General features: G+C 65.1%; 21 protein-coding genes. 15 read left to right on the forward strand and 6 right to left on the reverse strand.

Going from position 1 to position 23531, the window contains the following annotated elements; genetic code table 11:
• Positions 1 to 59 precede the first annotated feature (59 nt).
• The 6 genes from iscU (at position 60) to iscX (ending at position 4341) form a co-directional block, all read left to right on the forward strand.
• Positions 60 to 464, forward strand: a complete 405-nt coding sequence (gene iscU, locus U5782_RS07820; RefSeq protein ID WP_322043254.1) for a Fe-S cluster assembly scaffold IscU — start codon at positions 60 to 62, stop codon at positions 462 to 464.
• A gap of 186 nt (positions 465 to 650) precedes the next feature.
• Positions 651 to 974, forward strand: a complete 324-nt coding sequence (gene iscA, locus U5782_RS07825) for an iron-sulfur cluster assembly protein IscA (protein ID WP_167056156.1) — start codon at positions 651 to 653, stop codon at positions 972 to 974.
• Positions 975 to 1060: 86 nt separating this feature from the next.
• Positions 1061 to 1597: a Fe-S protein assembly co-chaperone HscB gene (gene hscB / locus U5782_RS07830; protein WP_322043255.1), complete on the forward strand. Its 537-nt coding sequence runs from the start codon at positions 1061 to 1063 to the stop codon at positions 1595 to 1597.
• 148 nt (positions 1598 to 1745) lie between these two features.
• Positions 1746 to 3617 carry a Fe-S protein assembly chaperone HscA gene (gene hscA / locus U5782_RS07835; protein WP_322043256.1) on the forward strand — a complete coding sequence of 624 codons (1872 nt, stop codon included), beginning with the start codon at positions 1746 to 1748 and terminating at the stop codon, positions 3615 to 3617.
• Positions 3618 to 3775: 158 nt separating this feature from the next.
• A complete protein-coding gene (gene fdx / locus U5782_RS07840) occupies positions 3776 to 4117 on the forward strand; it encodes an ISC system 2Fe-2S type ferredoxin (RefSeq protein ID WP_322043257.1) in 342 nt (113 codons plus the stop codon).
• A gap of 26 nt (positions 4118 to 4143) precedes the next feature.
• Positions 4144 to 4341 carry a Fe-S cluster assembly protein IscX gene (iscX, locus tag U5782_RS07845; protein ID WP_322043258.1) on the forward strand — a complete coding sequence of 66 codons (198 nt, stop codon included), beginning with the start codon at positions 4144 to 4146 and terminating at the stop codon, positions 4339 to 4341.
• Between the two features lie 122 nt (positions 4342 to 4463).
• Here the strand turns inward: iscX and U5782_RS07850 are convergent, their stop codons facing one another.
• The 5 genes from U5782_RS07850 to U5782_RS07870 all read right to left on the reverse strand — a co-directional run bounded on the left by U5782_RS07850 (position 4464) and on the right by U5782_RS07870 (position 11378).
• Complete coding sequence (locus U5782_RS07850; RefSeq protein ID WP_322043259.1) at positions 4464 to 5201, reverse strand: glycine zipper 2TM domain-containing protein; 738 nt, start codon at positions 5199 to 5201, stop codon at positions 4464 to 4466.
• A gap of 390 nt (positions 5202 to 5591) precedes the next feature.
• The gene (lysS, locus tag U5782_RS07855) at positions 5592 to 7136 is read right to left on the reverse strand and encodes a lysine--tRNA ligase (RefSeq protein ID WP_322043260.1); all 1545 of its coding nucleotides are present in this window, start codon (positions 7134 to 7136) and stop codon (positions 5592 to 5594) included.
• A 129-nt stretch (positions 7137 to 7265) separates the two neighbouring features.
• Positions 7266 to 8370 (reverse strand): peptide chain release factor 2 gene (gene prfB / locus U5782_RS07860; protein WP_322043261.1). Its coding sequence is split into 2 segments (ribosomal slippage): positions 7266 to 8288 and positions 8290 to 8370, totalling 1104 coding nucleotides; the frame shifts between segments, so codons are not numbered across the junction.
• Between the two features lie 150 nt (positions 8371 to 8520).
• Complete coding sequence (recJ, locus tag U5782_RS07865; RefSeq protein ID WP_322043262.1) at positions 8521 to 10227, reverse strand: single-stranded-DNA-specific exonuclease RecJ; 1707 nt, start codon at positions 10225 to 10227, stop codon at positions 8521 to 8523.
• A gap of 29 nt (positions 10228 to 10256) precedes the next feature.
• Positions 10257 to 11378, reverse strand: coding sequence for a regulator (locus U5782_RS07870; protein WP_322043263.1), 1122 nt, complete (start codon positions 11376 to 11378; stop codon positions 10257 to 10259).
• Positions 11379 to 11727: 349 nt separating this feature from the next.
• Here U5782_RS07870 and U5782_RS07875 point away from each other — a divergent pair, with 349 nt between their 5' ends.
• From U5782_RS07875 to ftsB, 9 genes are all read left to right on the forward strand, one after another.
• Positions 11728 to 12981, forward strand: coding sequence for a lipoprotein-releasing ABC transporter permease subunit (locus U5782_RS07875; protein ID WP_321841656.1), 1254 nt, complete (start codon positions 11728 to 11730; stop codon positions 12979 to 12981).
• Positions 12974 to 13705, forward strand: coding sequence for a lipoprotein-releasing ABC transporter ATP-binding protein LolD (lolD, locus tag U5782_RS07880; RefSeq protein WP_322043264.1), 732 nt, complete (start codon positions 12974 to 12976; stop codon positions 13703 to 13705). Before U5782_RS07875 ends, lolD begins: the two co-directional genes overlap by 8 nt.
• A gap of 44 nt (positions 13706 to 13749) precedes the next feature.
• Positions 13750 to 14538, forward strand: a complete 789-nt coding sequence (locus U5782_RS07885; RefSeq protein WP_322043265.1) for a TatD family hydrolase — start codon at positions 13750 to 13752, stop codon at positions 14536 to 14538.
• Positions 14539 to 14641: 103 nt separating this feature from the next.
• On the forward strand, positions 14642 to 17203 hold the full coding sequence (locus tag U5782_RS07890; RefSeq protein ID WP_322043266.1) for a ComEC/Rec2 family competence protein: 2562 nt from the start codon (positions 14642 to 14644) through the stop codon (positions 17201 to 17203).
• 99 nt (positions 17204 to 17302) lie between these two features.
• Positions 17303 to 18106, forward strand: coding sequence for an alpha/beta hydrolase (locus tag U5782_RS07895; RefSeq protein ID WP_322043267.1), 804 nt, complete (start codon positions 17303 to 17305; stop codon positions 18104 to 18106).
• Between the two features lie 185 nt (positions 18107 to 18291).
• On the forward strand, positions 18292 to 19953 hold the full coding sequence (locus tag U5782_RS07900; protein WP_322043268.1) for a CTP synthase: 1662 nt from the start codon (positions 18292 to 18294) through the stop codon (positions 19951 to 19953).
• On the forward strand, positions 19950 to 20804 hold the full coding sequence (gene kdsA / locus U5782_RS07905; protein ID WP_322043269.1) for a 3-deoxy-8-phosphooctulonate synthase: 855 nt from the start codon (positions 19950 to 19952) through the stop codon (positions 20802 to 20804). Before U5782_RS07900 ends, kdsA begins: the two co-directional genes overlap by 4 nt.
• A gap of 364 nt (positions 20805 to 21168) precedes the next feature.
• The gene (gene eno, locus U5782_RS07910) at positions 21169 to 22452 is read left to right on the forward strand and encodes a phosphopyruvate hydratase (RefSeq protein WP_167056108.1); all 1284 of its coding nucleotides are present in this window, start codon (positions 21169 to 21171) and stop codon (positions 22450 to 22452) included.
• A 100-nt stretch (positions 22453 to 22552) separates the two neighbouring features.
• On the forward strand, positions 22553 to 22972 hold the full coding sequence (gene ftsB, locus U5782_RS07915) for a cell division protein FtsB (RefSeq protein ID WP_322043270.1): 420 nt from the start codon (positions 22553 to 22555) through the stop codon (positions 22970 to 22972).
• Positions 22973 to 23071: 99 nt separating this feature from the next.
• On the opposite strand, the gene U5782_RS07920 is transcribed toward ftsB, so the two are convergent.
• A complete protein-coding gene (locus tag U5782_RS07920; protein ID WP_415914283.1) occupies positions 23072 to 23488 on the reverse strand; it encodes a hypothetical protein in 417 nt (138 codons plus the stop codon).
• Between the last annotated feature and the right edge of the window lie 43 nt (positions 23489 to 23531).

Consider the following 23531-nt stretch of genomic DNA (forward strand, 5'->3'; position numbering starts at 1 on the left):
GCAGCGCAAAACGCAGACCACTGCATGCAGCGCGGCCAACGAATTGAAGGAGTGTGATCATGGCATATAGCGACAAGGTTCTGGACCACTACGAAAACCCGCGTAACGTTGGTTCGTTCTCGAAGGACGACGATGCGGTTGGCACGGGCATGGTCGGCGCGCCGGCTTGCGGCGACGTGATGAAGCTGCAGATCCGCGTGGGCGCGGACGGCGTGATCGAAGACGCGAAGTTCAAGACCTATGGCTGCGGTTCGGCCATCGCTTCGAGCTCGCTCGTCACGGAATGGGTCAAGGGCAAGACGCTCGACCAGGCGCTTTCGATCAAGAACACGCAGATCGCCGAAGAACTGGCCCTGCCGCCGGTGAAGATCCACTGCTCGATCCTCGCGGAAGACGCGATCAAGGCAGCGGTCGCCGACTACAAGCAGCGCCACACGGCAGACGCGAAGGTCGACGCGGCGTAAGTCGTGGCCTGAAGTTGGCACAAGCGCCTTGCGCGGCATCGAGCCGCGTGGGTCGGGTGGGACAGCGGCGCGGCAGATGGCGCGCCGCTGCGGAATGAACGATCGGGATGCAGGCAAGCCTGCGCCGCGTCGTGACGAAGCGGGCGCGAGTCTGAAGCGCACGACATGGAGTGGGGCGAGAACGTTATGGCAATTTCGTTGACTGAAAAAGCGGCACAGCACGTGCAGAAGTATCTGGTTCGTCGCGGCAAGGGCGTCGGCTTGCGCCTTGGTGTGCGTACGACGGGCTGCTCGGGTCTGGCGTACAAGCTCGAGTACGTCGATGAGCTCGCACCTGAGGACAACGTGTTCGAGAGCCACGGTGTGAAGGTCATCGTCGATCCGAAGAGCCTTTCGTATATCGACGGCACGCAGCTCGATTTCGTGCGCGAGGGCCTCAACGAGGGCTTCAAGTTCAACAACCCGAATGTGAAGGACGAGTGCGGCTGCGGCGAGTCCTTCCGCGTTTGAGTCCGTGCGTTGCGGTGAAAAGGCGGCCTGTGCCGCCTTTTTGATTTTTCGAAGCCCTGCAAGACCCCACTAGAACGTTCAATCCGATGGCCTCGCTTTCTTCGCTTTCCGACAGCCACTTCGTGCTTTTCGGCCTGCCCGAGCAGTTCGCGCTCGACGCCGACGCGCTCGATCACGCGTATCGCACCGTGCAGGCGCAGGTGCACCCCGACCGCTTCGCGGCGGCCGGCGAGGCGCAAAAGCGCGTGGCGATGCAGTGGGCCACGCGCGCCAACGAGGCGTATCAGACGCTGCGCGACCCGCTCAAGCGCGCGAAGTACCTGCTGCATCTGCGCGGCATCGACGTCGGCGCGGAGAATAATACGGCGATGGAGTCGGCGTTCCTGATGCAGCAGATGGAATGGCGCGAGGCGATCGAGGATGCGGTCGGCGCGAAGAATGTCGATGCGCTCGACGCGCTGGCGGGCGATCTGCGCGACGACGAACGCGCGCGCATGACGAAGCTCGGCGCGCTGCTCGACAGCGGCTCGAACCAGCCGGCGGCCGAGGCAGTGCGCCAGTTGATGTTCATCGAACGCGTGGCGGCCGAGATCGATACGCAGATCGAGCGCCTTGAAGGCTGATGCCTTGATGCTGCCTTGATGCTCGATACGCAGCGCTGAAACGAACGCGAGCGCGCAGACGCAAACAAGCGTAGAACCACGGATACAGGACAGGGCCGCGAGCGGCGCGCACGACGTGCGAAGCCACGGCCCGCAACAGATCACACAGATGGCATTACTGCAAATCTCCGAACCCGGCATGGCGCCGGCGCCGCATCAGCGGCGGCTCGCGGTCGGTATCGACCTCGGCACGACGAACTCGCTGGTCGCCGCGGTGCGCAGCGGCGTGCCCGACGTGCTGCCCGACGACGACGGCCACGTGCTGCTGCCGTCCGTCGTGCGCTATCTGGCGAACGGCGGCCGTCGCATCGGCCGCGCGGCGAAGGCCGAAGCGGCCACCGATCCGCGCAACACCATCGTGTCGGTCAAGCGCTTCATGGGCCGCGGCAAGGCCGACGTCGAAGGGGCGGCGAACGCTCCCTACGAATTCGTCGACGCGCCCGGCATGGTGCAGATCCAGACCATCGACGGCGTGAAGAGCCCGGTCGAAGTGTCGGCTGAAATTCTCGCGACGCTGCGCCAGCGCGCCGAAGACTCGCTTGGCGACGATCTGGTCGGCGCGGTTATCACGGTGCCCGCGTACTTCGACGAGGCGCAGCGCCAGGCGACGAAAGACGCCGCGCGTCTCGCGGGCCTGAACGTGCTGCGTTTGCTCAACGAGCCGACCGCAGCCGCCATTGCTTACGGCCTCGACAACGGCTCCGAAGGCCTCTACGCGGTCTACGACCTCGGCGGCGGCACCTTTGACCTGTCGATCCTCAAGCTGACCAAGGGCGTGTTCGAAGTGCTCGCGGCGGGCGGCGACTCGGCGCTCGGCGGCGACGATTTCGACCACGCGGTGTTCGAGTACGTGCTGGAACAGGGCGGTATCGCCCGCGCGGCGCTCACGCCCGAAGACGTGCGCCTCTTGCTGGATCGCGCACGCGACGCCAAGGAAGCGCTCTCGTCGGCTGCTGAAACGCGTATCGACGTCACGCTGTCGAGCGGCGCGCAACTCGCCGTGACGATCGACGAAGCGCGCTTCGAGGCGCTCACGCAAGCGCTCGTGCAGCGTACGCTCACGCCCACGAAGAAGGCGTTGCGCGACGCCAAGGTTGCCGCGAATGAGGTGAAGGGCGTGGTGCTGGTAGGCGGTGCGACGCGCATGCCGGTGGTTCGCCGCGCCGTCGAGCAGTTCTTCGGCCAACCGCCGCTCACGAATCTCGATCCGGACCAGGTGGTTGCGCTCGGCGCGGCGATCCAGGCCGACCTGCTCGCGGGCAACCGCGGCGGCGACGACGACTGGCTGCTGCTGGACGTGATCCCGCTCTCGCTGGGCGTGGAAACGATGGGCGGCCTCGTCGAGAAGATCATCCCGCGTAACTCGACGATTCCGGTCGCGCGTGCGCAGGAGTTCACGACCTTCAAGGACGGCCAGACCGCGATGGCGATCCACGTGGTGCAGGGCGAGCGCGAGCTCGTGTCCGACTGCCGTTCGCTCGCGCGTTTCGAGCTGCGCGGCATTCCGCCGATGGCGGCGGGCGCGGCGCGCATCCGCGTGACCTACCAGGTCGATGCTGACGGCCTGCTGTCCGTGTTCGCGCGCGAACAGCATTCGGGCGTGGAAGCGTCGGTGGTGGTGAAGCCGTCCTACGGTCTCGCCGACGACGACATCGCGAAGATGCTCGAAGACAGCTTCAAGACCGCCGACATCGACATGCGTGCCCGCGCGCTGCGCGAAGCGCAGGTCGAAGCGCAGCGCGTGATCGAGGCGACGCAATCGGCGCTGGCCGCCGACGGCGAACTGCTCGACGACGCCGAGCGCGCGGAACTCGACAAGCTGGTCGCTGCGCTGGCGCAGATCGCGCCGGGCGAAGATACCGACGCAATCGAAGCGGCCACCAAGGCGCTCGCCGAGGGCACCGACGAGTTCGCGGCACGTCGCATGGACAAGGGCATCAAGCGCGCACTGGCGGGCAAGAAGCTCGACGAGATCGGCTAAGGACGTGGTTGAATGCGCTTCAGAGGCGCACGGGCAAGCCTGCACCGTCTGCGTGCTTTCCCGATGCAGCGAAGCGCACGACGCCAGTAGAATGGGTGATGCCCCCGTCAATGGACGGGGCACACCCGAGATGACAAGTTTTGGATACGGAAATCAGAATGCCTCAAATCGTGGTGCTGCCCCATGTCGAACTGTGCCCTGAGGGCGCGGTGATCGACGCCAAGCCGGGTGAGAGCGTGTGCGACGCGCTGCTGGAACACGGCATCTCAATCGAACACGCCTGCGAAAAGTCGTGTGCCTGCACGACCTGTCACGTCATCGTGCGCGAAGGTTTCAACGCGCTCGAGCCGTCGGAAGAACTCGAAGACGACCTGCTCGACAAGGCATGGGGTCTGGAGCCGACTTCGCGGCTGTCGTGCCAGGCGCTCGTGCCGGCCGAGGATGACCTCGTGGTCGAGATTCCGCGTTACTCGATCAATCACGCGAAGGAAAACCACTGATCCATCCCACAGAGGAGCGCGCAGCCATGAAATGGACCGATACGCAGGACATCGCAGTGGCCTTGACGGACACCCATCCGGAAATCGACCCACAGTATGTGCGCTTCACTGATCTGCATCGCTGGATCACCGAACTCGAAGGCTTCGACGACGATCCACAGCGTTCGAACGAGAAGATCCTCGAAGCGATTCAGGCGGCATGGATCGAGGACGCGGGATACTGATTCCGCGTTGCCTCAGTCGTCGTAGAAGACGAGACGCAAAAAAGGCGATTCACCCTCGGGGCGAATCGCCTTTTGTTTTGCCCGCTCGCGGCGTGCGAAACGCGTATGAACTGCGTGCGAACTTATGCGGCGGCAAGCGTACCGTGCTCGACGCGCACACGCTGACCTTGCTGGAACGGCGGCGCTTCGTGATACGTGAAATAGCGCATCTTGCCGCTATCCATGCGCACGCGCACCGAGTACGACGTGGTGCTGCGCAGATGCTTCTCGACCGAGTTGCCGGCAAGACCACCGCCCAGTGCGCCTAGCAGCGTCATGGCTGTTCTGCCGCCACCGCTGCCGAACTGGTTGCCGACAACACCGCCTGCCACGGCGCCGCCTACTGCACCGATACCGGTGCCGTGACCTTCCTGACGCGTGGCCGAAACCGCCTCGACGACACCGCACGCCGCGCATGCGGCCTGTTGCGGTTGCGCTTCCTGGGCGTATTGCTGTGGCTGCTGCTGGGGCTGGCCGTACTGCGGCGGCGGGGCGGTCTGTGCCTGCTGCGGCTGGGTCGGTGCAGGCTGCTGCGCCTCGGGCTGTTGCGGCGCCGTGTTTTGCGCATATTGCGCGGGCGTGGCCGCGCTCGTCGAGTCGACGACCGGCTGCGAGGCCATCATGGTCGTCTGGCCGGTCTGGCTCTGCGCGTTCTGTTCAGCGTTGCTGGAGGCCTTCGGGAACACGCCGGTGATGGCGGCAGTGGCCGCCAGGCTCGCGACGATCACCGCGCCCGCGGCGGTGGCGACCAGCGGATGAATCCGGCGGTTCTGGGCAGGCGAGGTGGTCTGTGTGGTCGGTTTCGGATCAGGATTGTTCATGACTGGCTCCGTCTTTGGCAGAGTTGGCTCGTGGTGATTCGGGGGGAAGTCCCGCTTGAATCGCGTCAGCGCAGTGTGAGCCAAACCCGCGGCCTGGGCGTTTCAATTTGTAACCCGTCATGCGTATGTGGCGAGCCGGAAAAATGAACCTGTTCGCCTCATTCGCTACACGGCCCTGCGCGGCCTGGTTTTCCGCGATAGCGCAAAGCGCATGCCCGGGCGGACCACGCGCCACGGCGGCAGCTTTTACTGACGGTTACAAACAATTGACAATCGCCGCCCGGAACGCAGCCAAAAGAAACGGGGCGCATGCGGCGTGAACCGCATGCGCCCCGTCTGGGCGCGCCACCGTCGCACGGGGCGGCGGGGCGTGTCGATGTCAGTCAGTCCTTAGTCTTCGCGGCGCAGGTGCGGGAAGAGGATGACGTCGCGGATGCTCGGGCTGTTGGTCAGCAGCATCACCAGACGGTCGATGCCGATACCGCAGCCGCCCGTCGGGGGCATACCGTATTCGAGCGCGCGGATATAGTCGGCATCGAAGAACATCGCTTCTTCATCGCCGGCATCCTTCTGCTCGACCTGCTTCTTGAAGCGCGCGGCCTGGTCTTCCGGATCGTTCAGCTCCGAGAAGCCGTTGGCGATTTCGCGGCCCGTGATGAAGAGTTCGAAACGCTCGGTGATGCCCGGCGCAGTGTCCGATGCGCGCGCGAGCGGCGAGACTTCGACCGGGTAGTCGATGATGTACGTCGGCTCCCACAGTTGCGACTCGGCGGTTTCTTCGAACAGCGCCAGTTGCAGCGCGCCCACGCCCGCGTTGAGGAACTGCGGCTGGTTCGCGTCCACGCCGAACTTCTTGAGTTCCGTGCGCAGGAACGCGGCATCGGCGAGTTGTTCGGTCGTGTATTGCGGCGCGTACTTCTGGATGGCCTGCACGATCGTCAGGCGGTGGAACGGCTTCGACAGATCGAGTTCGCGGCCTTGATAGTCGAGCACGGCGGTGCCGCGCGCATCGATGGCGGCCTGGCGGATCAGTTGTTCCGTGAAGTCCATCAGCCACGTGTAGTCCGTGTACGCGGCGTAGAACTCCATCATCGTGAATTCCGGATTGTGACGCGGCGACACGCCTTCGTTACGGAAATTCCGGTTGATTTCGAACACACGCTCGAAGCCGCCCACGACAAGGCGCTTGAGATACAGCTCGGGTGCGATACGCATGAACATCTGCATGTCGAGCGCGTTGTGATGCGTGACGAACGGCTTGGCCGTCGCGCCGCCCGGGATCGGGTGCAGCATCGGCGTTTCGACTTCCATGAAGTTCGCGTCGGACATGAAGCGACGTACCGACGAGATCGCCTTGGTACGCGCGACGAAGGTCTCACGCGCTTCGGGCGTCACGATCAGGTCGACATAGCGCTGGCGATAGCGCATTTCCTGGTCCGACAGGCCGTGGAACTTGTCCGGCAGCGGACGCAGCGACTTCGACAGCAGGCGCAGTTCGGTGACGCGCACCGACAGCTCGCCCTTGTTGGTGCGGAACAGCACGCCCGTAGCGGCGACGATGTCACCCAGGTCCCACTTCTTGAACGCGTCGTAAGTGGCTTCGCCCACGTCGGCGGGCGTGATGAAGAACTGGATCTGGCCCGAGCCGTCGCGCACCGTGGCGAAGCTCGCCTTGCCCATCACGCGCTTGAGCATCATGCGGCCGGCAATCTTCACTTCGAGCGGATCCGCTTCGAGCGCGTCCTTGTCGGTGTCGGCGTAGTCGCGCTGCAGGTCGGCGGCGTGGTGGGTCGGGCGGAAGTCGTTCGGGAAGGCGACGCCCGCCTCGCGCAGCGCGCGCAGTTTCTCGCGGCGCTCGGCGATGATCTGGTTGTCGTCGATTTCGGGCGCGGCGCTTTGCGTATTCTGCGCGTTCTGCTGGGTCGGTTCGGTCATGATGGCTCGGGAGTTCTTGGAGTTCGGTTCCCGCAGCGCGCCGCGCTTCAGAAGGCGCGACAAGGCTGCGGGAGAGGGCGGCCCAGGTTGGCTGGGCACGCCCCTTGACGTGCAACGGGCTGGACGCCCTTACACGCCCTGTTTCAGGCTGGCGCTGATGAAGGCGTCGAGATCGCCGTCGAGCACGGCCTTGGTGTTGCTGATTTCGACGTTGGTGCGCAGATCCTTGATGCGGCTGTTGTCGAGCACGTAGGAGCGGATCTGGTGACCCCAGCCCACGTCCGACTTGCCCGCTTCGAGCTTGTCCTGCTCCGACTGGCGCTTGCGCATTTCGGCCTCGTAGAGACGCGATTTGAGCATGGCCATCGCTTCGGCGCGGTTGCGGTGCTGCGAGCGGTCGTTCTGGCACTGCACGACGATGCCCGACGGGACGTGCGTGATACGCACGGCGGAGTCGGTCTTGTTGATGTGCTGACCGCCCGCGCCCGAAGCGCGGTAGGTGTCGATGCGCAGATCGGCCGGATTGACTTCGATCTCGAACGAGTCGTCGATTTCCGGATACACGAACACCGACGAGAACGACGTGTGGCGGCCACCCGACGAGTCGAACGGCGACTTGCGCACGAGGCGGTGAATGCCGGTTTCGGTGCGCAGGAAGCCGTAGGCGTATTCGCCTTCGACCTTGATGGTCGCGCTCTTGATGCCGGCCACGTCGCCTTCGGACTCTTCGAGCACTTCGGTCTTGAAGCCCTTGCGCTCGCAGTAACGCACGTACTGGCGCAGCAGCATGGATGCCCAGTCGCAGGCCTCGGTGCCGCCCGCGCCCGCCTGGATGTCGATGAAGGCGTTGTTCGGGTCGGCCGGATTCGCGAACATGCGGCGGAACTCGACGTCGGCGACGCGCTTTTCGATTTCGGCGGCGTCACTCTCGCAGGCGACGAGCGTGTCCTCGTCGTCTTCCTCGCGCGCCATCTCGAAGAGGTCCTGCGCATCGCGCGTGTCGTTCTCGATACCGTCGAGCACATGCACGACGCCTTCGAGCAGCTTCTTTTCCTTGCCGAGCCCCTGGGCGTGCTTCGCATCGTTCCAGACGTTCGGGTCTTCGAGTTCGCTATTGACTTCGACTAGCCGTCGGGCTTTTACGTCGTAGTCAAAGATACCCCCGTAGCTCGCCTGCGCGTGAGCGCAGGTCCGCCAAAAGGGCTTCGATCGCGTTGAGACGTTCCGCTTCCATTTTCTCGTGATCCGGCGTGTAAAACACGCAATTATAGCTGATTGGCCCAGCACCAAGGGCGCGGCCGGACGGGACGGCAGCGCGTTTGGGCCATGTTTGGGCTCGCAGTCGGACGATGCGCAAGTTAGCCGGAACCGGCTCGTCGCGGGGTCAGAGCAGTGCGTGTTCGACGACCAGTTGCACCCGCGACACGCCGTTCCAGGTGTCGCGCACGAGACGGTAGGCGACGGTGGTGTGCTGCGGCAGCGATTCGGTGTGGTTGAACCAGATCGCGTTGAAGCGCTGGCGCCCGCGCAGCAGTTGCAGCTTCAGGTGCTTGTCCTTCACGAGCGCCTGCGAGGCCACCTCGAATTCGCCCGAGAACACCGGCGCCGGAAAGCCCTGACCCCACACGGCCGCATCGAGCATCTCGACGAAATCGGGCGTGAAATAGGCGTCTTCCAGGTCGCCGTCGGTTTCCACGGTGCGTGCGAGCGCTTCGGCGGTGAGCCATTCGCGGCCCACGCGCTCGAACGCGGCGGCAAAGCGCGGCACGTCGGTGGCGGCGATCGTCAGGCCTGCGGCCATCGCGTGACCGCCGAACTTGTGGATGAGGCCTGGCTCGCGCTTGGAGATCAGATCGACGGCGTCGCGCAGATGGAAGCCGGGAATCGAGCGGCCCGAGCCTTTCACGAGTTCGCCGTTATCGTCGGCCAGTGCGAAGGTGAAGGACGGCCGGTGGAACTTCTCCTTGAGCCGCCCAGCGACGATGCCGATCACGCCTTGGTGCCAGCCCTCGTTGAAGAGGGTGAGCGTCGCGCTGTCCTGCGGATCGACATCGGCGAGATCGGCGAGCGCCTGCTGCTGCATGCCGGCTTCGATCTCTCGGCGCTCGCGGTTCATCGCGTCGAGCTGCTGGGCGAGTTCCCAGGCGCGGCCGGCGTCGTCGGTGGTGAGGCACTCGATGCCGAGCGACATGTCCGAGAGGCGGCCCGCCGCATTCAGGCGCGGCCCGAGCGCGAAGCCCATGTCGAAGCCGGAGGCGCTTTTCGCGTCGCGGCCCGCGGCGCGAAAGAGCGCGGCGATGCCCGGCTGCATGCGGCCGTTGCGGATGCGTTGCAGACCCTGCGCGACCAGCACGCGGTTGTTGGCGTCGAGCTTCACGACGTCGGCGACGGTGCCGAGCGCGACCAGATCGAGCAGGCCGTCCAGGCGCGGTTCGGGGCGGTCTTCGCCGAATGCGCCGCGCTTGCGCAGCTCCGCGCGCAGCGCGAGCAGCGTGTAGAACATCACGCCCACGCCCGCGAGGGACTTGCTCTCGAACGTGCAGCCCGGCTGGTTCGGATTGACGATGGCGCGCGCGTCGGGGAGCGTGTCGCCGGGCAAGTGGTGGTCGGTCACGAGCACTTCGATGCCGAGCTCGTTGGCCGCTTCCACGCCTTCCACGCTGGCGATGCCGTTGTCCACCGTGATCAGGACGTCCGGCGGGCCGCCTTTGCGTTGAGCCGCGAGCGCGACGATCTCGGGCGTGAGGCCGTAGCCATACTCGAAACGGTTCGGCACGAGATAGTCGATCTGCGCACCCATCATGCGCAGGCCGCGCACGGCCACGGCGCAGGCGGTCGCGCCGTCGCAGTCGTAGTCGGCGACCACGAGCATGCGGCAGTCCGCTTCGAGCGCGTCCGCAAGCAGCGTGGCGGCTTCGTCGATACCTTTGAGGCCAGCGGGCGGCATCAGGCGGCCGAGGCCGATCTCGATGTCGTCGGGCTGGCACACGCCGCGCGAGGCATAGAGCCGCGCGAGCACGGGATGCAGGCCGTGGCGGATCAGCGCTTCGGTATCGGCGGGGGAACAGGGGCGGGTGACGATTCGGGTCATGCGTGACGGCTTCGGAGAGTGTTCGACGATTATTCGATGAAGAGCGACGCGAACTCGCGGCGTCGCCAGAATTTGCGCAGATCGCCGCGCGTGGCTTGCAGCGTGACCGAGCCGGTGTCGCCGCAGAGCGTGACGCCCAGTTCGGCCACCTCGCCGCTTTCGAGCGCGGCGAGCGCAGGCGCGAACCAGTCGCGCTCCAGCTGGCCGAAGGCGGCGTTCCAGCGGCCCCAGTCCTGCTGGATATAGGCGGCGGAGAACGGATCGAGCTCGATCAGCGTCGTGCCGGCGTTGGCCGCGCCATGGATCGAGGCTTTCAGCGCGTCGAACGTGGCGGGCGCCGCGCCCAGCTCCGCGCCAGCGGCGAGCGCGAGCCCGCGCGTGGCGGCGGCGTCCGAGCGCACGCGCGCGAATGCCCGCTGCACGGGTCGCAGCGACCCTTGCGCATGAAACCAGATCGAATTGACCGCAGGCAGGCCGTGCGCCTCACGCGCTTCGTTGACCGGATGCTCGAACCAGGCCATCTGCACCTCGTTCTGCACCTTCATCCACGCGCGCGAGCGCTGGCCGGAATGGGCCTCGTGCGGCAGCCAGATTTCGATATTGCGTCCGCTCGCGCGCAAGGGCGACGCACCCGCGAGCGTGCCGAACTGATCGCTCGACAGATACCAGCGCTGCGGCGTGGGCGCTTCGATGCGCACGCCCAATTCCTCGATCAGGGGCTTGGCGACCGCGTAGAGCGCGGCGGCGTCGGCATCGGTGAGTTCGAGCGCGCTGGGGTCGATCAGCACCAGATGATCGTGGGCGATGCGCACGTGCACGGGCTGGATGCACGCCCAGGTGGCGTCGCCGGGCGTGCCGCCGTCGGCGAGCAGCATCCACGGCGCGAGCGGGGCTTCATCGTCGGCGGCTGCGCCGTTCAAAGTGGCGGCCGGCGCGGCGGACGCACCGAACGCCCGCGCGACCCAACGCTCGTGCGGCAGCGTGCGCTGGAAATCTTCCCCGATCACCTGTTCGCCCAGACGGGCGCGAGCGACCAGTTTCGACAAAGCGGGGTACTGAAGGCCGGCGAGGGCCGTGGACGCCGCGGCCGCCGAGGGCAGCGCGAACGGCACGAGAAGATGGAGGCGGTCGGCAGGCATGATGGTGCGCATTGTACTTCGGCGCCGGGGGCGCGAGTCTGGCGATCCAGGGCCTGCATGGGCCGACAGAGACGCTGATGAATCGCGGTGCGGTGACGCCTGGTCATACAAATCATGGGCTTACGTACACGCCGATACAAATCTGCGTGGCACCTGCAAGCGATTTCCACGTCCAATTGGTGTCCGGACATCGAGGCGCAGGGGCGAGGGCGCGATGCCGCAAAGTCCTTCAGGGTGCGGTAGTGTGGCAAACTTCGCGCTTGATCGCCGACTTGCTCCGGCCCGCAATATCGCGAACTGGGTGGCGTTGCGCCCACCCGGTCACGAAGCAGACGCAACGACGAAGCAGAAAAGGATTCGCTTGAAACTTCCCTACGAATGGCAGATAGGCTGGCGCTACACACGCGCCGGCAAACGCACGACCGGCAACGGTTTCATCTCGTTCATCGCGCTCATTTCGATGTCGGGCATCGCGCTCGGCGTCGCGGCGCTGATCGTCGTGCTCTCGGTGATGAACGGCTTCCAGCGCGATGTGCGCGACCGCATGCTCTCGGTGCTCGCGCACGTCGAGATTTTCTCGCCCACGGGTTCGATGCCCGACTGGCAGCTCACGGCCAAAGAGGCCAAGACCAATCCCGAGGTGATCGGCGCCGCGCCTTACGTGGACGCCCAGGCGCTGCTCACGCGCGGTGACAGCGTGAGCGGCGTGGCGCTGCGCGGCGTCGAGCCGTCCGAAGAGCCGCAGGTCTCGGACATCGGCAAGGAGATGAAGCTCGGCAGCCTGAACGATCTCACGCCGGGCAGCTTCAATATTGTGCTTGGCGCGGATCTGGCCGTGAGTCTGGGCGTGACCAAGGGCGACAAGGTCACGCTGGTCGCGCCCGAAGGCACGATTACACCGGCGGGCATGCTGCCGCGCCTGAAGCAGTTCACGGTGGTGGGCGTGTTCGAGTCCGGCCATTACGAGTACGACAGCACGCTCGCGCTCACCAATATCCGCGACGCCGAAGTGCTTTACCGCCTCGCCGCGCCAAGCGGTGTGCGCCTGCGCCTGAAGGACATGCAGCGCGCGCCGGCGGTGGCGCGTCAACTGGTGCATACGCTTTCGGGCGACCTGTATATCCGCGACTGGACGCAGCAGAACAAGACCTGGTTCTCGGCCGTGCAGATCGAAAAGCGCATGATGTTCATCATCCTTACGCTGATCATCGCCGTGGCCGCGTTCAATCTGGTGTCGTCGCTCGTGATGACGGTTACCAACAAGCAGGCCGATATCGCCATCCTGCGCACGCTCGGCGCGCAGCCCGGCTCGATCATGAAGATCTTCGTCGTGCAGGGTGTGACGATCGGCTTCGTGGGTACGGCCATCGGCGTTGCGCTTGGCTGTCTTATCGCCTGGAGCATTCCGTGGCTCGTGCCGATGATCGAGCATCTGCTTGGCGTGCAGTTTCTGCCGCCGTCGGTCTATTTCATCAGTGAGCTGCCTTCGGAACTCGTCCCCGGCGACGTGATCCGCATCGGCTTGATTGCGTTCGTGCTGTCCGCGCTGGCGACGCTCTATCCCAGCTGGCGCGCGGCCAAGGTACGTCCCGCGGAGGCACTGCGTTATGAATGAGCGTCAATCGATCCAGGCCGCGGCGGGCGATTATCCCTATGTGATCGAAGCCAACGGTATTTCCAAGGTGTTCGGTCAGGGACCGCTCTCGGTGCAGGTGCTGCACGACACCGACATCACGGTAAAGCGCGGCGAAAAGCTCGCGATCGTGGGCGCATCGGGCTCGGGCAAGAGCACGCTGCTGCATGTGCTGGGCGGCCTCGACGAACCGGGTACGGGCAACGTGAAGCTGCTCGGCAAGCCGTTCACGGAGCTTTCCGAGCGCAATCGCAACGATCTGCGTAACCGTGCGCTGGGCTTCGTCTATCAGTTCCACCATCTGCTGCCCGAGTTCACGGCGCTCGACAACGTGGCGATGCCGCTGCGTATTCGCCGCATGCCGCAGGAAGAAGCACGCGCCGAAGCGCTGGCGATTCTCGACCGCGTGGGTCTCGCGCATCGCGCGCGGCACCGTCCGGGCGAACTGTCGGGCGGGGAGCGTCAACGCGTGGCGATCGCGCGCGCGCTGGTGACCAAGCCCGCCTGCGTACTCGCCGATGAACCGACGGGTAATCTCGACGGCAGCACGGCGGACAATGTCTTCAACCTGATGCTCGAACTCTCGGACCAGTTCCAGACCAGTTTCGTGATCGTCACGCACGATCCCGATCTGGCGGCGCGCTGCGACCGCATTGTGCGGCTGCGCGACGGGATGCTGCACCAAGAGCCCGTCGTGCCGGTCTGAGCGGCTGACGGATAGTCGCGGGTTATCGGCGGGAGCGCGTCTTTATGTGGATCGATACGCATTGCCACCTCGATGCGGGTGAGTTCGACGCCGACCGCGATGCGGTGGCGTCGGCCGCACGCGAGGCGGGCGTCTCGCGCATCGTGATCCCGGCGGTGGCGCGCGAGAACTTCGACACCGTGCGCGCGCTCGCGCATCGCACCCCCGGCGCGGTCTACGCGCTGGGGATTCATCCGCTCTATACGCCTCATGCGCGCGACGAAGATATTGCCGAGTTGCGCACGCAGATCGAGGCGAGTCTCGACGATCCTAAATTCGTCGGCATCGGCGAGATCGGTCTCGACTATTTCGTGCCCGGACTCGACGACGCGCGCCAGCAGCACTTCTACGACGCGCAACTGCGTCTCGCGCGCGAGTTTGAATTGCCCGCGATTTGTCATGTGCGCAAGTCGCAGGACCAGGTGCTTAAGGGGCTGCGGCGCAACGGCGTGCGTTGCGGCATCGCGCACGCGTTCAATGGCAGCTTCCAGCAGGCCAATGCGTTCATCGAACAGGGCATGCATCTGGGTTTCGGCGGTAATACGACGTTCGAACGCGCGTTGCAGATTCGCCGGCTCGCAGAGCAATTGCCGCTGGAGGCGATCGTCATGGAAACCGACGCGCCCGATATCTCGCCATCCTGGCTCTACAAGCAGCGCAACTCGCCGGATCAGGTGCCGCGCATCGGCGCCGCTCTCGCCGCCTTACGCGGCCTGACGCCCGAGGAACTCGCCCTTGGCACAACGGCTAACGCTGCGGCGGCACTGCCGCGGCTCGCGCTTTCGTCTGCATAATTTCTCCCTGAGTTGAGGCGCTTTTCGCGCGTTGAAGCGGTGGCATAACGTTGCGTACGCAACGTTATGCGGTTCGCGTTTTCGCCTCGCAAAAGGAGGCGCGATGCGGGCAGTGTGGTGCGGGTTTGCGCTGGGCGTGATCGCGTTGCAGCGTCAGGCGGAACTGCCAGGACGATGGGCGTGTATCGCTTTAGTGGCGTGCGTTGTGCTTGCTTCCCTGTGGGCGCGTTGGGCGTTTCGCGAGCAGGAGCGCGTGTCGGTCTGGCGACATAGGTTGGCATGGCTCGCGATCTGGCTGGCGGCCGCTGGCGTGGGCTTTGGCTATGCAGCGTTGCGTGCGCAATGGCAACTCGCTCAAGCGCTGCCTGCTGAATGGCAGAAGCGCGATGTCGAAGTGACGGGGCATATCGCGCGACTGCTTTCACAGAATGCGGACACGGCAAGCTTTCTATTTTCCGCCGAAGGATGGGGCATCAAGGCGCCTGAAGGCGCGCAGGCACTGCCGCGTCTGATCCAGTTGAGCTGGGTCGCACGCGAGGCGCCGTTGCCGCGACTCGTGCCCGGCGCGCGCTGGCGATTGAACGTGCGGCTCAAACGTCCGCACGCGGAGGGCAACGTCGGCTTGCGCGATACCGAGGCGACGCTGCTATCGCGCGGAGTGCGCGCGAGCGGCTACGTCAGCAATGAGCAGCTGGCCCAGCGCCTGACACCCGATGCCCAGGGCCTCGCCATCCGGATCGAGCGATCGCGTGCCGCGGTTCGAGCGCGCATCGACAGCGTGCTGGCGGGCGCACCGCATCGCGGCATCGTTGTAGCGCTGGCGACTGGCGGGCAGGACGCCGTCAGCGACGACGACTGGCGGCGGCTGCGCAATACGGGCACGAGTCACCTGGTGGCGATTTCAGGTCTGCACCTGGCGTTCGTCGCGGGGCTCGCGGGCTGGGCCGCAGGGGCTTGTTGGCGGCGCGCGCGCTGGCGCGGTGTTGAGGCGCCGCTCGTCGTGCCGGCGCAGAAGGTGGCGATGTTGGGCGCGGTCCTTGCCGCCGCCGCTTATGCTGCGCTCGCCGGTTTCAATGTGCCGGTGCAGCGTGCGCTCTGGATGCTGGCCGTCGCGGCAGTGGCGCTATGGCGCTCGCGCGAGGTGTCGCGTGGCCATGTGCTGGCCTGGGCGCTCGGCCTCGTCTTGTTGCGCGATCCGTGGGCGGTGACGGCGCCCGGGTTCTGGCTCTCGTTCGGGGCGGTTGCGGCGATTCTCTTCGCGGCCAGCGGCGTGCCACGTGTGCGCCGCGATGACGTATCGGCCCTGTCGCCGGAAGAACTCGATCCGATGCGGGAGCACGACGATGCACGGCCGGTGGGTCGTCTGCAAGCCTTGCGCTCACGCACTGCCGCGATGGTCGAGCGCTCCGCCCATCGCTTTGCCGGGCGCGCGGGCGATAGCGCGCGCGTCCAATGGGCAGTCACGCTGGCGCTCGCACCGCTTACGGCGTACTGGTTCATGCAGATTCCGCTGATCGGCCCGCTCGCCAACGCGGGCGCGATACCTTGGGTGAGCCTGTTCGTCACGCCGATCGTGCTGGCGGGCGTGGCGTTGCCCGCACCGCTCGATGTCTATGCCTGGCAGGCGGCGCATGCGCTGCTGGCCTGGCTGCTTGACGCGCTCGGGACGATCGAAGGCTGGCCGTGGGCTTTGCTGCGCCTGCCGCAACCGGGCGGATGGGCGTTGGGTTGTGCTGCAGTGGGTGTCGTCTGGGCGCTTGCCCCGCGTGGCTGGCCGCTGCGCTGGCTCGTGCCATTGACCTGGCTGCCACTGCTCGTACCGTCGCCCGGCGGGCCGCCCCCCGGATCGTTCCGGCTCACGGCGCTGGACATCGGGCAGGGCACCTCGGTGCTGGTCGAGACCGCGCGCCATACGTTGCTGTTTGATGCGGGGCCGGGGCCGGAGTCGACTCACGCGGGCGAGCGCATCGTCGCCCCTTATCTGCTGACGCATGGCGTGATGCGGCTGGACACGCTCATGATCAGCCACGACGATTCCGATCATTCCGGCGGCGCGCCCGCCGTGCTCGACGCCGTGCCGGTTCAGGCTTTCGTCGCGGGCATTCTGCCGGATCATCCGCTCTGGGCGAGTGCGCGCAAGCTGGGCGCGCAGACTGTGCAATGCGCCGCAGGGCAGCGTTGGCAGTGGGACGGCGTGGCCTTCGAGGTACTCTGGCCCGACCCGGGACCGCTGGCGGGCAAACCCAATGCGCATTGCTGCGTGCTGCGGGTGTCCACGGCGAATGGTCGAGCGGGGGCGGTTGCCGCGCTGCTCGCGGCCGATATCGAGGCACCAGCCGAGCGCACGCTCGTCGCCCGCGACGCCAGCCGGTTGCGTTCCCAGGTGCTCGTGGTGCCGCATCACGGCAGCCGAACATCGTCGACTGAACCGTTCCTCGATTCTGTCTGGCCGCTCGTCGCGATATTTCAGGTAGGCTATTTGAATCGCTTTCATCATCCGCATCCCGGCGTGTTCGCGCGTTATGCGTCCCGCCATATCGTGCTCTCGCGCAGCGACGCCGATGGTGCGGTGCGCATCGAGGCTGCGCCCGGCGCGCTCGTCATCGAGCGCTACCGGGACACGCAGCGGCGCTACTGGATGGAAGCGCCTGCTGATGTCGATTGAAGACGCAAGGCGATAACAAAACAACAAGACAGACAAAGGGAGCAGGCGGCGAAGTCCACGTGCGACGGCGCCGCCGTCCGGAACGGAGATAACAAGCCATTGAAAAACGTCATCCACTTTTCCCACGCGAACGGTTTTCCGGCCTCGACCTACGGCACGTTCTTCGCCGAACTCGGCGACACCTATGAGTTGCGCTACATCGAACGCATCGGCCACGACACGCGTTTTCCTGTAACGCGCGACTGGCCGCACCTCGTCGATCAACTGCTGGAGGACATCGGGCGCCGTTATGAGCAACCGGTGTGGCTGGTCGGCCATTCGCTCGGCGGCTATCTGTCGCTGATGGCGGCGCTCAAGAAGCCGCAATGGGTGAGGGGCGTGGTGATGCTCGACTCGCCGGTGATCGCGGGCTGGCGCAGTAGCATGCTCAAGGTTTCGCAATGGACCGGTCTCGACGAGCGGCTGTCGCCGGCGGCGGCCACTCGCACGCGCCGCACCCGTTGGGCGAGCCGCGACGAAGCATGGCGCCACTTCCATTCGAAGCCCGCCTTCGCGCGCTGGGACGAGCGCGTACTGTCGGACTACATCGACCACGGCATTCCTCAGACTTCAGCCGACGGTTCGCGCACGCTCGCCTTCGACCGGCGCACCGAATATCTGATCTACCGCACCTTGCCTCATACCTTCGGCACGCGGCTCGCGCATGGCTCGCCGGTGCCGGTCAGCTTCATCGCTGGCACGCACTCGAAGGAGGTGCGCCAGGTTGGACTGGCGGCCACGCAGCGCATCGCCGGGGAGCGTTTTGAGTGGATCGAAGGCAGCCATCTCTATCCGATGGAGCGGCCGATCGAAACTGCGCGCGCGGTGCAGCGCATGCTCTACGCGATGGAGAACGGTGGTTGAGTGGTGGCGCGTCGCGCCGCAAACGCACAGATTCGTGAAGGGGCGCGATCGGGCGGTAGCGGGGCGGCAAGGGATTGGGCAAGCGGGTTCGCGGCCGCGCGCGGCATTGTGCAAAGCGCTCAAGCAAAATTCAGGGTTAGCCCTTGCTTTACGGTATAATCCGTTTTTCCCGCGAGCATCTAGCGATGACCAAATATGTATTCGTCACCGGCGGCGTAGTTTCTTCCCTTGGCAAGGGTATTGCCGCCGCCTCCCTCGCCGCGATCCTCGAATCGCGCGGTCTCAAAGTCACCCTCCTCAAGCTCGATCCGTACATCAACGTCGACCCCGGCACGATGAGCCCGTTCCAGCACGGCGAAGTGTTCGTGACGGAAGACGGCGCGGAGACTGACCTCGACCTCGGCCACTATGAGCGCTTCATCACCACGAAGATGCGCAAGGCCAACAACTTCACCACGGGCCAGATTTACGAATCGGTGATCCGCAAGGAACGCCGCGGCGACTATCTCGGCAAGACGGTGCAGGTCATCCCGCACATCACCAACGAAATCCAGGCGTTCGTCGAACGCGGCGCGGCTTCCGCGACGTGTGGCGAGCCGGATGTGGCCATCGTCGAAGTCGGCGGCACGGTGGGCGACATCGAGTCGCTGCCGTTCCTCGAAGCCGCGCGTCAGATGAGCCTGCGCCTCGGTCGCAACAGCTGCTGTTTCGTGCACCTGACGCTCGTGCCGTTCATTGCGACGGCGGGCGAGCTGAAGACCAAGCCCACGCAGCACAGCGTGCAGAAGCTGCGCGAGATCGGTATCTATCCGAACGTGCTGCTGTGCCGCGCCGACCGCCGTATTCCGGACGACGAGCGCGCGAAAATCTCGATGTTCTCGAACGTTCCCGAAGACTCCGTGATTTCGGTGTGGGACGCCGACAGCATCTACAAGATTCCGCAGATGCTGCACGACCAGGGCCTCGACTCGATCGTCTGCGACGAACTGAAGCTCTCCGCCAAGCCCGCCGATCTGTCGATCTGGTCGGAAATGGTCGAGAAGCTCGAAAACCCGCAGCACGAAGTCACGATCGGCATGGTCGGCAAGTATGTCGACCTGACCGAGTCGTACAAGTCGCTGATCGAAGCGCTGCGTCATGCGTCGATCAAGACGTCGGCCAAGGTCAACATCGAGTACATCGACTCGGAGCAGATCGACGAAGAGGGGGTTGACAGCCTCAAGCACCTCGACGCGATTCTCGTGCCGGGCGGTTTCGGCCGTCGCGGCACCGAAGGCAAGATCAAGGCGATCCAGTACGCCCGTGAAGCGAAGGTGCCGTACCTCGGCATCTGCCTCGGCATGCAGCTCGCCGTGATCGAATTCGCGCGCGACGTGGTGGGCCTGAAGCACGCGAACAGCACGGAATTCGACCAGGACACGCCGGACCGCGTCGTCGCGCTCATCACCGAATGGGCCGATCGCGAAGGCAAGGTCGAAAAGCGTACCGAAGATTCGGACCTGGGCGGCACCATGCGCCTCGGCTCGCAGCGTTGCCCGATCAAGCCCGGCACGCTGGCCGCGGAAATCTATGGCAAGGATGTGAACGAGCGTCACCGTCACCGTTATGAAGTCAATAACGGCTACGTGCCCAAGCTCGAGGCGAACGGCCTTATCATCAGCGCCCGTACCCCGAGCGAAGACCTGCCGGAAATGATGGAACTGCCGCGCGACATGCACCCGTGGTTCGTCGGCGTCCAGTTCCACCCGGAATTCACGTCCACGCCGCGTGACGGCCATCCGCTGTTCAAGGCATACGTCGAAGCGGCGGTTGCACACCAGCAGTCGCGCGCCAAGGAGAAGGCATGAATCTGTGCGGTTTCGAGGTAGGTCTCGACAAGCCGTTCTTCCTGATCGCGGGCACCTGTGTCGTCGAATCTGAACAGATGACGATCGACACGGCGGGCCGCCTGAAGGAAATCACCGAAAAGCTCGGCATCCCGTTCATCTACAAGTCGTCTTTCGACAAGGCCAATCGTTCGAGTGGCAAGTCGTTTCGCGGCCTGGGCATGGACGAGGGGCTGCGCATCCTGTCCGAAGTGAAGCGTCAGCTGGGCCTGCCCGTGCTGACCGACGTGCACACGGAAGAGGAAGTGGGGCCGGTCGCATCGGTCGTGGACGTCCTCCAGACGCCTGCGTTCCTGTGCCGCCAGACCGACTTCATCCACGCATGTGCGCGTTCGGGCAAGCCGGTGAACATCAAGAAGGGCCAGTTCCTCGCGCCGCACGACATGAAGAACGTGATCGACAAGGCGCGCGACGCTGCACGTGAAGCGGGTCTGTCTGAAGACCGCTTCATGGCCTGCGAGCGCGGCGTCTCGTTCGGTTACAACAACCTCGTTTCGGACATGCGTTCGCTCGCGATCATGCGCGAGACGGCAGCCCCGGTCGTGATGGACGTCACGCACTCGGTGCAGTTGCCGGGCGGCCAGGGCACCAGCTCGGGCGGCCAGCGCGAATTTGTGCCGGTGCTCGCGCGCGCGGCCGTCGCTACGGGCGTGGCGGGTCTTTTCATGGAGACCCACCCGAACCCGGCGCAGGCGAAGTCCGACGGTCCGAACGCCGTGCCGCTGAATCGCATGGCGGACCTGCTCGAAACGCTCGTCACGCTCGACCAGGCGGTCAAGCGCACGCCGTTCCTCGAGAACGACTTCAACTGATTCACGTAGTAACGCGCGACGCACTTCATGTGCGTCGTGTGCTTTGTCGTTTTATGCGCCGCTTCGATTGCATGGGCGGCGCGATGGAGGAGCCGCGGCAAGCGGCCCGGCGGTGCAGCAGGTGTCATGAAGCGATGCCATGCTGCCCAGACCGGACCGCGAGCCGCGCCAGATGTACAAGGCAGCGTGGCGGTGCAGCGGTGACGGCGAATGCGTCACCCTCGCGCCGCAACCCGTTGAACCCGACGACCACGCCGCCTGTCCCAGTGACGGTGTGTCCCGCACGAGCGCAGAAGCTGCGCTGCGCCGGACTATGCAGATGGTGTGTGTCTCGCAAGAATTACTGTCATTTCCTGAGGAAACCATGAGTGCAATCGTAGATATCATCGGTCGCGAGATCCTGGATTCGCGCGGCAACCCCACCGTCGAATGCGACGTGCTGCTCGAATCGGGCACGATGGGCCGCGCGGCAGTGCCGTCGGGCGCATCCACCGGCTCGCGCGAAGCGATCGAACTGCGCGACGGCGAAGCCGGCCGCTACAACGGCAAGGGCGTGCTGAAGGCGGTCGAGCACATCAATACCGAAATCTCCGAGGCAATCATGGGCCTCGACGCGTCGGAACAAGCTTTCCTCGACAAGACCCTGCTCGAACTGGACGGCACCGACAACAAGTCGCGTCTGGGCGCAAACGCCATGCTGGCCGTGTCGATGGCCGTCGCGAAGGCTGCGGCCGAAGAAGCCGGTCTGCCGCTGTACCGCTACTTCGGCGGTTCGGGCGCGATGCAACTGCCGGTGCCGATGATGAACATCGTCAACGGCGGCGCGCACGCCAACAACAGCCTGGACATCCAGGAATTCATGATCGTGCCGGTGAGCCAGCCGACGTTCCGCGAAGCCCTGCGTTGCGGCGCGGAAATTTTCCACGCGCTCAAGAAGATCCTGTCGGATCGCGGCATGAGCACGGCAGTGGGCGACGAAGGCGGTTTCGCACCGAACTTCGGCAGCAACGACGAATGCCTCTCGACCATCCTGCAAGCGATCGAAAAGGCAGGCTACCGCGCCGGTGAAGACGTTCTGCTCGCACTCGACTGCGCAGCGAGCGAGTTCTACCACGACGGCAAGTACCAGCTGGCGGGCGAAGGCCTGCAACTGTCGTCGGCCGAATTCGCCGACTACCTGGCTACGCTCGCCGACAAGTTCCCGATCGTCTCGATCGAAGACGGCATGCACGAGTCCGACTGGGCCGGCTGGAAGCTGCTGACCGACAAGCTCGGCAAGAAGGTCCAGCTCGTGGGCGACGACCTGTTCGTCACCAACACGCGCATCCTGAAGGAAGGCATCGACAAGGGCATCGCCAACTCGATCCTGATCAAGATCAACCAGATCGGCACGCTGACGGAAACCTTCGCAGCGATCGAAATGGCCAAGCGCGCTGGTTACACGGCCGTCATCTCGCACCGCTCGGGCGAAACCGAAGATTCGACCATCGCGGACATCGCCGTTGGCCTGAACGCTGGTCAGATCAAGACCGGCTCGCTCTCGCGCTCGGATCGTATCTCGAAGTACAACCAGCTGCTGCGCATCGAAGAAGACCTCGGTGATATCGCCAGCTACCCGGGCAAGTCGGCGTTCTATAACCTGCGCTAAGCGGACCTGAGCCCGGCAGCAGCCTTGCTGTCCCCTTCGTAATCTCTCTCCGCCGCCCTGCGTACAGCGCAGGGCGGCGTGTATTTATCCGGCACTATTCATGCGGCTTGTCACTGTCGTCCTGATCATCCTGCTCGCGCTGATCCAGTATCCGCTCTGGTGGGGCCACGGCGGCTGGCTGCGCGTTCACGAGCTGCAAGGCGAGCTCGCGAAGCAGCAGAAGCAGAACGACGACGAGAAACTGCGCAACGAACGCATCGCGGGCGAAGTGCAGGATCTGCAAAACGGTACGGCGGCCGTCGAAGAGCGTGCGCGCTACGAGATGGGCATGGTGAAAGACAGCGAGGTGTTCGTGCAGTATGTGTCGCCGAACCAGCCTTTGCCGTCTACGCCGGCTGGATCGTCGAACACCTCGACGCGCGGCGAGATGTCGGCCGCGCCCGTCAAGGTGGTGCCGAATCCGGTGTCACGCGTGCCGGAGAAGCGACACCACGGCAAGGAAGCGAAGAAGGCAGGCTGAAGCGGTTTGGCCCGCAAGGCCTGACAGAGGACAAGAAAAAGCGCGACATCCTTTCGGATGCCGCGCTTTTTGTTTTGTGTGCGTCGGGTGAGGGGCGCCTTACCAGCCCCAACCCCAGCCAGGGTAGCCGTAACCGATGCCTCCGCCCCAACCGCGTCCCCAGCCGCCGCTGGAGTAACTGCCATACACGCTGACAGGCGGCGCATACGCGCGCGACCACGCTTCAGCCGCGGCTTCGGCGGCCATCGCGCGGTCCTGCTCGTTGAGCGCCTGCTGGTCGATGGCGTCGTAGCGCTTGAGTTCGCCCGGCGTAAGCACCGGCGACGTGGCGGCCACGCCGGATTGATTGGCGGGCAGGCGGCTGTAGATCGGCGACGGACCGGGCGGGTCCAGAGTGCATCCGCTCGTCAGTACAACGCCCGCTCCGAACGTCGCAACGGCAAACAACGTGCGCGCGACGCTTCGTCGCGCAGGTCTCACAGCGGTTACTGAAGCTTGTTGGGCCCCGAGGCTCATGTTCATGTCTTTTCCTTCCCCAGTCAGACGGCGTGCCCCAGCT

This window comes from Paraburkholderia sp. J67, from assembly GCF_905220265.1.
Taxonomy (GTDB): domain Bacteria; phylum Pseudomonadota; class Gammaproteobacteria; order Burkholderiales; family Burkholderiaceae; genus Paraburkholderia.